General features: G+C 73.7%; 9 protein-coding genes and 1 pseudogene. 2 read left to right on the top strand and 8 right to left on the bottom strand.

Features of this window, described 5'->3' with window-relative positions; translation table 11 throughout:
* Positions 1–33 precede the first annotated feature (33 nt).
* Complete coding sequence (locus ACZ7EG_RS26670) at positions 34–1467, bottom strand: sugar porter family MFS transporter (RefSeq protein ID WP_471083799.1); 1434 nt, start codon at positions 1465–1467, stop codon at positions 34–36.
* Positions 1468–1748: 281 nt separating this feature from the next.
* Complete coding sequence (locus ACZ7EG_RS26665; RefSeq protein WP_471083796.1) at positions 1749–2159, bottom strand: VOC family protein; 411 nt, start codon at positions 2157–2159, stop codon at positions 1749–1751.
* 111 nt (positions 2160–2270) lie between these two features.
* Between ACZ7EG_RS26665 and ACZ7EG_RS26660 the strand changes: the two are divergent.
* A pseudogene (locus tag ACZ7EG_RS26660) lies at positions 2271–2616 on the top strand (aldo/keto reductase); the annotation flags it as partial.
* Positions 2617–2622: 6 nt separating this feature from the next.
* Here ACZ7EG_RS26660 and ACZ7EG_RS26655 read toward each other — a convergent pair.
* Entirely contained in the window at positions 2623–2853 is a 231-nt protein-coding gene (locus ACZ7EG_RS26655; protein WP_031143787.1) for a hypothetical protein, read from the bottom strand.
* A gap of 180 nt (positions 2854–3033) precedes the next feature.
* Between ACZ7EG_RS26655 and ACZ7EG_RS26650 the strand changes: the two genes are divergently transcribed.
* Complete coding sequence (locus ACZ7EG_RS26650) at positions 3034–4755, top strand: hypothetical protein (RefSeq protein ID WP_471083792.1); 1722 nt, start codon at positions 3034–3036, stop codon at positions 4753–4755.
* A 68-nt stretch (positions 4756–4823) separates the two neighbouring features.
* Here ACZ7EG_RS26650 and ACZ7EG_RS26645 read toward each other — a convergent pair whose 3' ends face one another.
* From ACZ7EG_RS26645 to ACZ7EG_RS26625, 5 genes are all read right to left on the bottom strand, one after another.
* Entirely contained in the window at positions 4824–5465 is a 642-nt protein-coding gene (locus ACZ7EG_RS26645) for a cutinase family protein (RefSeq protein ID WP_471083789.1), read from the bottom strand.
* 150 nt (positions 5466–5615) lie between these two features.
* Positions 5616–6836, bottom strand: coding sequence for a PucR family transcriptional regulator (locus ACZ7EG_RS26640; RefSeq protein ID WP_471083786.1), 1221 nt, complete (start codon positions 6834–6836; stop codon positions 5616–5618).
* Between the two features lie 122 nt (positions 6837–6958).
* Complete coding sequence (locus tag ACZ7EG_RS26635) at positions 6959–7912, bottom strand: alpha/beta hydrolase (RefSeq protein ID WP_471083783.1); 954 nt, start codon at positions 7910–7912, stop codon at positions 6959–6961.
* 21 nt (positions 7913–7933) lie between these two features.
* Positions 7934–11986, bottom strand: a complete 4053-nt coding sequence (locus ACZ7EG_RS26630; protein WP_471083780.1) for a beta-ketoacyl synthase N-terminal-like domain-containing protein — start codon at positions 11984–11986, stop codon at positions 7934–7936.
* Positions 11983–13743, bottom strand: coding sequence for a fatty acyl-AMP ligase (locus ACZ7EG_RS26625; RefSeq protein ID WP_471083777.1), 1761 nt, complete (start codon positions 13741–13743; stop codon positions 11983–11985). The genes ACZ7EG_RS26630 and ACZ7EG_RS26625 overlap by 4 nt, the downstream gene beginning before the upstream one ends.
* Positions 13744–13756 lie beyond the last annotated feature (13 nt).

Genomic DNA, 13756 nt, shown 5'->3' with positions numbered 1-13756 from the left:
CCGCCCGGCCGGGGCACCCTTCTCGAAAGGCGGTCAGGAAAAGCGTGCCCGGAGCTCGGCCTCGAGGGTTTCCAGTGTGCGGCCCTGGGTCTCGGGGACGTATCGCTTCACGAAGAGGAGGGACAGCACGCCCGCCGCCACGAACAGGAAGAAGGTGGGGGAGATCCCGATCCCCGAGACCAGGGACGGGAAGACCGACCCGATCACGAAGTTGGTCAGCCACAGCACCACGGCCGCCGCCCCCATCCCGAAGCCGCGCATCCGCATCGGGAAGATCTCCGACAGCATCAGCCAGGTCACTGGCGAGATCGCGCCCTGCTGGAAGGCGAGGAAGGTGACCGTCATCGCGAGCACCGCGAACGCCCGCAGGTCACCGGAGGGCAGCACCAGCGAGAAGACGCCGATCAGCAACAGCGCGGTGGTCGTTCCCGCCTGACCGGTCATCAGCATCGGGCGGCGCGGGACCCGGCCCAGCAGCCAGATGCCGACGAAGGTGGCCAGCACCGAGATCACGCCGTTGGCGATGTTCGCCGTGAGCGCGCTGTCGGCGGCGAAACCGGCGTCGGTGAGGATCTGCGTGCCGTAGTACATGATCGTGTTCACGCCGGTGATCTGCTGCACGACGGCGATGCCGAAGCCGACGAACATCAGCTTGCGCACCCACGGTGTGCTCTTGATGTCCTGCCAGCCGCCGGGCTTCGCCTGTTCGTCCTTGACGGCGAGCGCCGAGACCTCCTTCAGCTCGGCCTCGGCCCGGGCCCGGGAGCGCACCTGCCCGAGGACTTCGAGAGCCTCGGCGAAACGGCTCTGCGAGGCCAGCCAGCGCGGACTCTCCGGCATCACCAGCATGCCCAACCACAGCACCACGGCCGGCAGTGTGGCCACGACCAGCATCCAGCGCCACACACCGCCGGACTCGCCACCCAGCCGGGCGATGATCGCGTTGAACGTGAACGCCAGCAGCTGACCGGTGACGATCATCAGCTCGTTGCGGGTGACGAGGGCGCCGCGCCGCTCGGCGGGTGACACCTCGGCGAGGTACACCGGCACGGTCACCGAGGCACCGCCGACCGCGAGACCGAGCACGAACCGGGCCACGACCATCACGGCGGTCGTCGGGGCGAGCGTGCAGCCCAGGGCGCCGAAGAAGAACAGCACGGCCAGCAGCAGGACGGCGCGCCGCCTGCCGCGCGCGTCCGACAGCCGGCCGCCGGTCACCGCGCCCAGCGCGGCCCCCAGCAGGAGCGAGCCGGTGACCATGCCCTCGGTGACCGGGGTCAGGCCGAGGTCCTCGGTCATATAGGGCAGGGCGCCGTTGATGACGCCCGTGTCGTAGCCGAAGAGCAGACCGCCGAACGTGGCGATGATCGTGATGACCCGCAGCCGCCGCGAGACCGCCGGCGGCGTCCGGTCCGCGACGCCGCCGGCGGGGGTGGGGGTCGGTGTCGTCTCGACCCTGACGTCCATGGCCGCTCCTTGTCGGTCGAAGTCCGGCCCGCCGGGCCCCGGCCGACCGCGCCGGCCGGGTGCGCTCGGGTACCGACCGCACTTTGCAGCGGCACCCCGGCGGGTGCGACTCGCCTACCCCGCGCTGCGCGGTCTCACCGAACGCGATCCAGGCAGGCAGCGACCCACGAGGAAAGGCCGCGGCCGTGCTCGCCGAGGCCGTCGCCGCCGAAGCGGACGTGTCCCCCCGCGCTCGCCGAAGGAGCCGGGGCCGGCCCGACGTGGGTGACCCCGCGGGCCGCTCAGCTCTCCGTGCTGATGTTGACCATCCACGGGACGCCGAAGCGGTCCGTGCACATGCCGAACACGTCGCCCCACATCTGCTTCTCCAGCGGCACCGACACCGAACCGCCCTCGGACAGCTTCTCCCAGTAACCGCGCAACTCGGCTTCGTCGTCGCCGCTCAGGCTCACGGAGATGGGGCTGCCCTGCTCGGACTGCGTGCCCGGCGGGTTGTCGGCGCCCATCAGGGTGAAGCCGCCGGCCGTCTCCAGCATGCCGTGCATGATCTTGTCGGCGTTCGGGGCGTCCGCCTGCCCGAACTCTCCGTAGCTGTTGAGGTCGAGAGTGCCGCCGAAGACCTCCTTGTAGAACTCCATCGCCTGCCGGGCGTCGCCGTTGAAGGTGAGATACGGGTTGAGACGTGAGGCCATAGGAACCTCCCAGAAAGGGACAAAGGTCCGTTTTCGCGCAGCGTATCGCCAGGCGCCGACAACGGCTCGTCGAGCGTGCCGCGCCCCGGGCCGGGTGGGGCGCCGCCGGGGCAGAGCCGCTACAACCTGCTCGACCGGGAGCACGAGGCGGTGCTGGACGCGTGCGCTGCGGCCGGGATCGCCTTCCTGCCGTGGCGAGGCGGTGGCCTGGGGGAAGACGGGGGCCGATGCCGGAACCGCCGCCGTCGCGGCCGAGCTCGGCGCCACGTCCACGCAGGTCGCGCTCGCCTGGCTCCAGGGCCGCGCCCCGGTCGTCCTGCCGATCCCGGGCACGGCCCGGATCGAGCACCTGGAGGAGAACCTCGCCGCGGCCGACCTGAGGCCGACGCCCGCGCATCGCGACCGCCTCGACGGATCGGCCGAGACCGGATCGGACAAGGATCCGGGGTGGGCGTAAGCCGGCTCACGCCTCGTCGGACGCCCCGTTGTTCCAGTCGTACGGGCCGCCGCCCTGCCACTCGATCAGCTCGGTGTCGTCGACGGCCGTGTCGGTGGTGGGCAGGCCCTCGCGGTGCAGCAGATCCAGTACGTCGAAGAGGCTGTACGCGACGCCCATGCGCTCGCCGTGGATGGTCACCAGCCGTCCGCCGTCCGTCGCGGGCGGCTGCACGACCACAGGGGGTTGACCGTCCATAACCCCACCATGCTCCCGAAACGGCCGGTCCGCAGCTCGGTGACGTCCAGAAGCGCTACGGACCTCCTCTCGCGCCGGGGCCCGGGCGCGCTGTTCGCCTGTGACAAGCCGCCATCCGGAAGCTGAGTTGTCATCAGCACTCCCTGAGAGCGGTCGTGCCACCGCCCTAGCGTCCGTGGCATGGACATGAACCGTACGCACAGAGGGAAGTGGCGCAGTGCCGTACTCGCGGTACTGCTGACCGCCGGGACACTCACGGCCGCCGCCCCGGGCGCCCGCGCCGAGGGAGCGCGCACCGAGACGCCGGTGACGTCGACCTCGCCGGTGACCGGGGTGACGGAGTCGATGGTGCGGGTGAAGGTGCCGCTGCCGGAATCGGCCGGGCCCCGTCCGGCGGCCTGCGACTGGCTGTCGTATCTGCGCTACCGCTCCGCCGGCGGTCCGGCCGCGTCCACCGACGCGGACCGGATCCTCATCGCCCAGCCCGGCATCCTGGAAGGGGCGGGGGCGTTCGACAGCGTCGCCCGCAACACGGTCACGCGGGCCGCCGACCAGGGGCAGCACATCGAGTTCTGGGCGCTGGACCGGCGCTCCAACTGCCTGGAGGACCGCACCGGCATCGCCTCCGGCGACCAGCACACCGCCGTCGACTACTACTACCGCGGCAAGCAGGTCGGCGGCCGGACCTTCGGCGGCTACGCCGGCAACGCACAGCTGGGCTGGATGGCGAAGCTGGGGGTCGAGCAGACCGTACGCGACCAGTACGACCTGCTCACCGCCGAGTTGCCCTCCCAGGCGCTGCGCAAGCGGAAGGTGCTGTGCGGCGGGCACTCGCTGGGCGGTGTCATCACCGGCTACTTCGCCACCGCCGACTTCGACGGCAACCGCGCCACCACGGCGGACGCCGGGTACAACCAGTGCGCCGGCTACTTCGCCCTCGACACAACCGTCTCCACCACGCTGGGCGACCTCAGCGGCAGCATCCCCGGCGACACCAACCTGCCCGACATCGGACTCGGTTACGGCGTCGTGCAGGCCGGGCTGGACAGCGGGGTGCTGCCGCGCACCCTGTCCGCGCCGGTGCTGCTCAACCCCGAGACCATGACCCTCCTCGGCATCGCGGGCCTGGGCGCCCTGACGGACCTGGACGGTGAGGCGGACCTGCTGAGCCATCTGCCCCGCAACCTCAACATCAAGGCCACCAACCGCTTCCTGTTCGCCAAGGACACCGCCGCCTTCCTCAGCGGCTCACCAGCGGTGAAGGACTTCCGGCTCACCAACGGCGCGGTGCTCGGGGCGCTCCTGGACGACAACTCCGTCCCGCTGGCGTTCCTGCAGACCAGTGTCGGCTTCTTCGACGGCGGACCGATCGCCGACAAGAGCTTCCCCGCCGCCAACGGCGGCGACGCCCGACCGGGGCTGTACGGCACCGCGTACAAGGCCATCCCGGACCGGCCGGAGGGTCCGCTGTACACCTGGCGCAACTACGACCGGGTCGGCGAAGCGGACGACCCCGGCTACCGGTCGGCCGACGGCACCCCGTTCACCGGCGCCGGCGAAGAGGTCACCGACGTGCGGCAACTGGCCCGCAGCCTGGCCGAGCAGCCGCTGGACTTCACCGAGCAGTACTTCCCGACCAAGCTGGTCACGGACATCGAGCTGGCCACCTCACCGCAGGTGAAGAAGCTCGTCGTCCACCCCGAGGGGCTCAAGGCCAACCCGGTGCTCACCGTGCTCGCCGGTGAGGGCCTGCTGGCCGGCCGGGTCCCGGCCGACCTGCACCCGGTCGTCGCCGACGGCTACCAGCACCTCGACGTCCTGACCGCAGCGCCCGTACAGAACAACGGACGGCCCGAGCCCGTCTCCACCAGCCTCGCCGGCTTCGCGCGGACACCGCGCTAGTCCCGGCCGGTGCGCACGCCCGGGGCCCGGGAGGACATCCTCCCGGGCCCCTTTCGTGCAGGAAGGGATCAGAGCCGGCCCGCGGCGAACGTGGCCGCCTGATCGGCGTCGTCCCGGTAGCTCAGGTGCGCCCCGACGTCGCCCCCGCCGTTCTCGCAGACGGGGTCGCCCTTGGCGCAGAGGTCGAGCGTGCGGCTCTGGTAGGTGCCGGTGACGCTCTTGCCGAGCGCCCGGATCGGGTTGCCGAACAGCAGCACCGCGGCGACCTTCGGCTCGACCGCGGCGGGCAGGGTGGCCACGATGGGGCTGCCGACCACCGCACCGGCGCTGCTGATGCCGATCGAGTTGTCGACGACGTTCGCACCCTGCGAATAGCCGACGAGAACGAACTTCTGGCCCGGGCAGGCGGCGGCCTGGCTCTTCACGTGGTTCACCAGATCCAGATTTCCCTGTGCCGCGGACGTGGGGGAGAGGTCGGCGGGGTAGTTCACCTTGTAGCTGGTCAGGTTCTTGCCCACCGCTTTCTTCTGCAGGGCGGAATACACCGGGTCGCCGACGATGAAGCCGAGCGTGCCCGGCTCGAAGGTGCCGCGGGCCGCGACGACCTCGACGTCCGAGCAGGCCGCGGCCATGGCCGGGGGAGCCGAGAGGGTGGCGAGTCCGGCCCCGCCGGCCAGTGAGAGCGCCGCGAGACACATACGGATGCGCATGGGGGATCCTCCGCGTGGAAAGGCGCGTGAAGCGCCTGCGAAAAAGGACGCCCCGAACGTATGGGCTTTCTCTCGTCTGTTGTTATGGACGGGATTATGGAAACCCCGCAGATTTTTGTCGCCGATTGAGTGGGCGCCTGAATGCGGACGTCATTTCTCTCGTGTGTGCAAGGATTCCGCGCGCAACGCGAGAATGAGGTCGAGACGGGTCTCCGGGTCGTGCAGGGCGTCCCCGAAGAGCTTCTCCAGCTGACGCAGGCGGTAGCGGACCGTCTGGGGGTGGACGTGCAGCCGCACGGCCACGTCCGGCACGTTGCTGCCGCTGAGCAGCCAGGCCAGCAGCGTCTCGGCGAGCCGGTCGCGCTGCCCCGCCGAGACCGTGTCGAGGGGCGCCAGGACCAGGGCCTGGAGCCGCTCCAGCAGCGGCTCGTCTCCGTGCAGCAGCAGCGTCGACAGATGTTCGGAGCAGCGCACCACGCCCTGCCGGGGCAGCACCCCACGGCCCATCAGCCCGAGCGCCCGGGTGGCCAGGCGCAGCGACTGCGCGGCCCCGGTGACCGCGACCGTCGGGCCGATCGCGGCGGGCCGGCCGCGCAGCGCGAGGGTGAACGCCCGGCCGCCGATGCCGCCGGAGCCGTCCGGGTCGGGCAGCAGCATGCGCGGTGGCCGGGACCCCATGTCCACCAGCGCACCCGCCGTGGCCAGCGGCCGGTCCTCCTCCCGCCGGTCCGGCGCCGCCGCGAGCGCCACGACGGCAACCGTCCGCGGCACGGGCCAGCGAGCGCTGTGCGCCAGATCCTGCACGGCCTCCAGCGCCACCGGCCCGTCCTCCAGGAGCAGGTCCAGCAGGCGCTTGCGGCGCCGCTCCAGCTCGTCGGAGCTGCGCAGCTGGGCCTCGGCGTACCCGGACGCGGCCGCCTGCGCGACCTCGTGCACGGTCCGGAACGCCAGCTCCCCGAGCCCGGCCACGACCGTGGAGTCCAGCCCGAGTTCCTCCGCGGTGCGGCCCATCAGCCGCCAGGCGCGCATACCGCCGACCCGCAACGCGGACTGCAGGGCGTCCAGACTGCGGCCCTCCAGGGCCTCACCCCGCCCGAGTTCGTAGTACGTCGCCGCGATCGCGCCCCCGTCGTCCCGCGGGTCGGCGATGTGGTCGACGAACAGGGTCAGCGCCTGCACCACCCCGGACCGCAGGTTCTGGCGGTACGTGCCGTCGGAGGGCCGGGCGTACTCGGGTACCTGGCGGCGGACCTCCTCCTCCACCTCGTCGGCGACGGCCGCCAGGTTGGCCCGCAGCAGCTCCGCCAGCTCGGGCGGGACCTGCGGCGCGGTGTGACGGTCCGGCACGCCGTGCGGGGTGGGCACAGCCATCACGGACACTCCTTTCGGCCGGAAGCGGCTCACCCGCGGGCTGTCGCCCGTGAGACGAGTGGGAAGTCCTGTGTTGGACGGACGACCCCTCCGCTCCGTTCCGTGCCCCGACGGAACCCCCGTCACTCGGGCACTCCCAGCCCACGGGCGAGGACAGGCCACGAGGCTGTGAACTCCGGCTTCCAGTGGGCCCAGTCGTGCCCGCCGCCCCCGTAGAAGTGGGTGGTGGCCGGAATCCCCATCAGGGCCAGCGTGCGGGCGAAGCCCTGGGCAGAGGGCCACAGGGCGCTCTCCAGGATCCCGGGCAGCGGATCCCCGCCGCCGCCCACCCCGCTGCCCTGCGACACGTACAGGGCCGTGCCGCGCAGCCCGGTGGCGCGGGCACGCGGGTTGAAGTCCCGCCAGGTCAGGAGGTTGAACACGGGATTTCCCCAGAGGGACGCGGCCGGCAGGTTCTCGCGGGCCACGATGGCGTCCATGATGGCGGGAACACCGGGGGCCGTGGTGTCGAGGACGCCGCTGTAGGAGGCCGCCGCGGTGAACGCCCCGGGCTGGCGGGCCGCGTGGGCCATGGCCCCGTAACCGCCGGTCGACACCCCCGCGACCGCCCGTGTGCCGGAGGCCCGGTAGTCCCGGGCGAGCAGCGCCGGCACCTCCTTCACCTGGAACGTCTCGTAATCGGGGCCGCCGCGCCAGACGCTCGGGATGCCGGTGGGGCCCGCGTCCGGCATCGCCACGATCAGGTCGCGGCCGGCGGTGAACGCCTCGATGTCCGTCTCACGGGTCCACGAGGTGTAGTCGTCGTGCGCGCCGTGCAGCAGGTACAGCACCGGGTACTTCTTGTCCGGGCGCGCAGCGAAGTCCGACGGCAGGATCAGCCGGACCGGCGCGCTGCGGCCGAGCGCCGCGGAGGGCACGGACACGTCCAGCGTGCGCGGCCCCAGCCGGGTGGCCGCCCGGGCCGGCGCCGTGCCGGCCGCGGCCCCGAACAGGGCGGCGAGACCGGCGGCGGCTGTCGCTCTGGCAACGGTGCGCCGGGACGCTCCGGCGGCGGGCTGCTGCGGCAGGTGGGACATGACGGCTCCTCGGGTTCCATGTCAGGGGGCCGGCTCGGCGAGTGTCCGGCTCAGATGGGCGGCGATCTCGCCGACGTGCGGCGGATCGAGCAGCGACAGATGGTGACCGGCCACCGGCACCACCTGCAGACGTGGGCACACCTCCTCCCAGCCCAGCGCCGGGTCGTCCCGCTCGTAGGCGGGGTCGCGCACGGTGTGCGGCGCGGGTTCGGTGGCGCGGTAGAGGACCACCGGCCCGTCGTGGGGTGCGGGGCTGTGCGACTCGCCGATGCCCATGTCCAGGTACGAGGACCGCTGGTGCTCCAGTGCCGCCGACGGCACGTCGGCGGCCTCGCGCAGGGCGCTCAGCACCGCGTCGATACGGGCCGCGTCGTCGTCCATCGCCACGAGCTCGTCGTACGGCAACTCCAGCCGCACGCCGTAGGCGTCGGCGACATGGCGGGCGAAGCCCTCGAAGTGCGCCCGGATCCGGTCGGATCGCGTCGACCCCGGGCGGGGGAGAGGCCGTACGGAGTCGATGAGGACGACCAGCCGCACCTCCCGCCCGACGGCGGTCAGTTGCCGTGCGGTCTCCTGGGCGACGAAGCCGCCGAAGGACCAACCGCCCAGCAGCAACGGGCCGTCGGGGTGGACGACGTCGATCGCCTCGGCGTAGCGCCGCGCCTTCTCGGGCACGGTCCCGGCTTCCTCGATCCGCTCCAGCCCGTACACCGGCTGCTCGTCGCCGAGGAGTTCGGTCAGCGTCCGGTAGACGCCGACCGGGCCGCCGGCGGCGTGGACGAGGAACAGCGGGGGCCGCGAGCCGGTGGCGCGCAATGGCCGCACCGGGGTGTCGTCCCGGGGGAGGGTGCGTTCGACCCGGGTGGCGGCGTCCCCGACGGTGACGGCGGCGAACAGCTCGCGCAGGGGCAGTTCGATGCCGAACTCGCGCTCCACCGCCGTGCGCACCCGGACCGCCATCAGCGAGTCCAGGCCGAGGTCGGCCCACGCGGTGCCCGGCGTGATCCGGGCGGGGGAGTGGCCGGTGACGGCGGCGATGTGGTGGGTCAACCGGGCCAGGACCGAGGAGGGCTCGGTCACCGCGGCAGCAGGCTCCTCCGGCAGCGACTCCACACGAGCGGCCCGGCCGTCCGTCCACCAGTGCCGTACGTGCCGCTCGGTCACCGCGGCAGCAGGCTCCTCCGGCAGCGGCTCCACACGAGCGGCCCGGCCGTCCGTCCACCAGTGCCGTACGTGCCGCCACCGCGGCAGCGGCAGGTCGATGACCCGCCCCTGCGGCACGGGCAGTCGCTGCCCCGCCGCGTACAGGGCGCCCAGTCGCCCGGCGAACGCCTCCGACCCGTCGGCGTCCCGGCGCAGCGTGGCCAGGGCGAGGGCGCCGGGCACGGTGTCGGCGACGGCTCCCGTCAGCACGGGGTGGGGGGAGATCTCGACGAAGGCCGTGCGGCCGTCGGCGGCTGCCGCCGCGAGCGCCCGGTCCAGCCGCACGGGCCTGCGCAGGTTGGCCGCCCAGTGTGCGGCGTCGAAGAGGCAGTCTCCGCGCGGGTCGTCGAGGACCGTGGAGTAGACAGCGACGCGCGGCCGTCGCCCCCGGACGCCGGAGAGCGCGTCCACCAGCTCCGGCAACAGTCCGTCCACCTGCGGCGAGTGCCCGGCGCCGACGACCCGCATGGCCCGCGCCGCCCGGCCCTGCCCCTCCAGCCGGCGCACGAGCCCGGCCACCGCCGCCTCCTCACCCGTGACGACCTTCTGCCGCGGGGAGGAGTGCACGGCGACATGCACCTCAGGGAAGTCCCGTGCCAGCGCGTCCAGTTCGGCGTCGTCCAGGTCCACCACGGCCATCGCGCCGCCCCGCAGCCCGCTCAGCAGCCGGGCCCGTACGGCGATGACTCGCGCCCCGTCCGCCACGTCCAGCGCGCCCGCGCACACGGCCGCCGCCACCTCGCCCATGGAGTGGCCGATGACACCGGCGGGTTCGACACCGTGGGACCGCCACAGCTCGGCGAGTGCCAGCTGAAGGCCGAACAGCACCGGTTGGGCGACCTCCAGACGGTCGAGACCCTCTCCCGAGGACAGGTGGTCGTACAGGGACAGGCCGCACTCGGGGGCGAGCTGCGGGTCGAGTTTCTCGACGGCGGCGGCGAACGCGGGTTCCTCGGCCAGCAGCCGGCGCCCCATGCCGGGCCACTGACTGCCGTATCCGGAGAACACCCACACGGGGCCGCGTCCCACGCGGTCGCGGTCGCCGGTCGTCACCCGTGGATCCGGGCGCCCGGACGCGAACGCGTCCAGCGCGTCGGCCAGTTCGCCCTGCTCACGGGCGACCACGGCGGCACGCACGGGCCCTCGGCCCGTGCGTCCGGCCAGGGTCCGGGCCACGTCGGCAGGGTGCGCGGGGCGCTCCCGCAGCCGGCCGGCGAGCCTGCCCGCCGTGTCGCGCAGCCGCTCGGTGTCGAGGTCGGAGAGCAGGTGCAGGCGGGCGGCCGGTTCCTCGGCCGGTCGTACCGGGGCCAGGCCGGGCGGTCCTTCCTCCAGCACCACATGGGCGTTGGTGCCGCCGAAGCCGAACCCGGAGACGCCCGCGACGGCCGTGCCGCCGTAACGGGGCCAGGGCTCCGGCTCGGTCACCACCCGCAGCCGGGGATCGGTGAGGGAACTGCCCCGCTCGCAGTGCAGGGACGGCGGGATGCCGTCGTGGTGCAGGGCCAGCACGGTCTTCACCAGGCCCGCGATGCCCGCCGCGGACTCCAGATGGCCGAGGTTGCCCTTGGCGGACCCCAGCAGCAGAGGCTGGTCGGGGTCCCGGCCCGCGCCGAGCACCGCGCCGAGCGCACCCGCCTCGATCGGGTCGCCCAGCGGTGTGCCCGTGCCGTGCGCCTCCACGTAGTCGACGTGCTCCGCGGCGAGCCCGGCCTGCGCGTAGGCCCGCTCCAGCAATGCCTGCTGTGCGGCCGGGTTGGGCGCCATCAGGCCGTTCGAGCGGCCGTCGGAGTTGACGGCGGAGGCGCGGATGACGGCCAGCACCCGGTCGCCGTCCCGCTCGGCGTCGGACAGCCGCTTCAGGATCACGGCCGCGCAGCCCTCACCGCGCCCGATGCCGTCGGCCGCGGCGGAGAACGGCTTGCAGCGCCCGTCCGGTGCCAGGGCGCCCGCCCGGTGGAAGGCGACCGTGACGGTCGGCGACAGCAGCAGGTTGACCCCGGCCGCGATCGCCGTGTCGCTCTCGCCGGTGCGCAGGCTGACGCAGGCGTGGTGGACGGCGACCAGAGAGGAGGAGCAGGCCGTGTCGACGGCCAGGCTCGGTCCCCGGGTGTCCAGGACGTAGGCGAGCCGTCCCGCGGCGACGCTGAGCGCGCCCCCGGCCGGCGCCCAGGGGTCGACGGCGGCCGGGTCGGCGCCCGTCAACTGCCCGTACTCCGGTGCGGAGACGCCGACGAACACGCCGGTGGCCGTGCCCGCCAGGGACCCGGCCGGCACGGCGGCGTGGTCGAGCGCCTCGTGGACGACCTCCAGCAGGATCCGCTGCTGGGGGTCCGTCACCGCGGCCTCGCGCGGGGTGATGCGGAAGAAGTCCGCGTCGAACCCGGCGATGTCGTCCAGATAGCCGCCGTAGGGATGGGCGTCGGCGGGCGGGAACGCGGTGAAGTCGCGCCAGCGGTCCTCCGGGACGCGCCGGATCGCGTCGGCCCCCTCGCTGAGCAGCCGCCAGTAGTCGTCCGGGCCGTGCACGCCGCCGGGCAGGCGGCAGCCGACCCCGACGACCGCGACCGGCTCGGCCGCCCCTCCCGGCACCGAGGGAGGCGGCACCGACGCCGCCTCGGCCCCCGGGGCCCCCGCGCCGCACAGCCGCGCCACCAGGGCCTCGCCGGTGGGCGCCTCCCACAGCAGCGTCGTCGGCAGCTCCCGGCCGGTGGCGCGGGACAGCTCACCGGCGAGGGCGACGGCATCCCGCGAGGCCATGCCGAGATCCGCGAGCGGCCGGCCCATCGGGACGTCGTCCGGGGACGTGCCGTTCCAGGCGGCCACCCGCTCGGCGATCAGCCGGCGCAGCGCGGCCTCGTCGACGGGCCTCATTCCGCGGCACCCGCCGCCCGGGCCTGCCCGCCGTACGCACCCTCCAGATACCGGGTGCGGGTCAGTGCCCGCGACACCTTGCCGCTGGAGGTGCGCGGCACCGTCCCCGGCGGTACCACGACGACATCGGCCAGCCGCAACCCGTGCCGGGCGGACACGGCGCCGCGCACGGCACGCACCAGGGCGGTCACGTCGAGCTCCGCGAGGTGTGCGGTCCGCGTGTGCTCCGCCACGACGACCGCGCACTCGCCACCGGCACCCCCCGGCACGGCGAAGGCGGCGAGCCGGTCCCGGCGGACCGCCTCGTGTGCCTCCTGCACCGTCGCCTCGACGTCCTGCGGATAGTGGTTGCGCCCGTCGACGATGATCAGGTCCTTCAGCCGTCCCGTGACGACCAGCTGCCCCTCCAGCACCGTTCCCAGATCACCCGTGCGCAGCCAGCGTCCCGGACCGGCCGCGGCGTCCGCGAACTGCGCGCCGAAGACGTCCTGCGAGTCCCGGTTCCAGTAGCCGCGGCCCACGTTCGGCCCCTGCACCCAGATCTCCCCGACCTCGCCCTCCGACAGCAGGGCCCGTGACACCGGGTCGGCGACCCGGACCCGCTGACCCGCCGGAGTGCCACAGCCCGCCAGCAGCACCGCCCGGGGATCGTCGGGCCGGGCGGGCAGGGCCTTTCCGGCCGTCAGGGCGTCGCGGTCGAGCGCGAACCGGCTCAGCGGCTCACCCGGCCGGGCCGCGCACACGAACACCGTGGCCTCGGCCAGCCCGTACGAAGGGCAGTGCGTCCTCGGCGCCAGGCCCTGGCCCGCGAACGCCGCGTGGAACCGGTCGGCCGTGCCCGGGCGGACCGGCTCACTGCCGTTGATCAGGGCCGTCACCTTGTCCAGCCGCAGACCGGCCTTCTGGTCGGCGGTGACGGTCGCGACGCAGTAGTCGTAGGCGAAGTTGGGTGCGGCGCTCACGGCGTTCGGATGCGCGGCGAGCAGGCGCAGCCAGCGCACCGGCTCGTGCAGGAACGCCGCCGGGTCCATCAGCACCGACAGCGCCCCGCGCACCACCGGGGCCGCGACGCTGAGCACCAGCCCCATGTCGTGGTAGAGCGGCAGCCAGCCCACACTGGTCATCGGACGGGTGCCGAGGCCGTAGGCGGCCAGGGCCTGGCGGGCGTTGGCGACGACGTTGCCGTGGCTGATCTCCACGCCGGCCGGGGCGCGGGTCGAGCCGGACGTGTACTGGAGGTAGGCGGGCGCCCCGGGGTCCGGGGCGACCGGCTGCCGGTCCCGGCCGTCGTCGTCGGGCACCTCGTCCGCCACGACGATCCGCGGGCCGCCGGCCCCGAGGAACTCCCGCACCTCGTCACGGACCCGGCTCGTGGTCACCACCACCGAGGGACGCGCATCGGCCAGGACGCCCGCGAGCCGGTCGGCGTGCCCGGGCAGGCCCGGCGTGTACAGCGGCACGGCGACCAGGCCGGCGGCCAGGGCCGCGAGGAAGGCGGTCACGTACTCCGTTCCTTGCGGACACAGCAGTGCGACCCGGTCCCCTGGGCTCGTCTCGTCCGCGAGACGTGCGGCGATCGCCCGCGCCCGCGCGTCCAGGCGCCGCCAGGTCAAGGTGCGGTGGACGCCGCGCGAGTGCGGTGCCGGGTGTTCGACGAAGGTGAAGGCCCGGCGGTCGGGAGTGGTCTCGGCCCAGTGCCGCACGTACTCCGGCAGTGTGGGGCAATCGGGCGCGAGCGGGGGGCGGCGGCTGTCCATCGGGGCGGGCTCC

It is taken from the genome of Streptomyces sp. NPDC037100, assembly GCF_055606225.1.
This window is presented reverse-complemented; position numbering and strand designations above follow the sequence as displayed.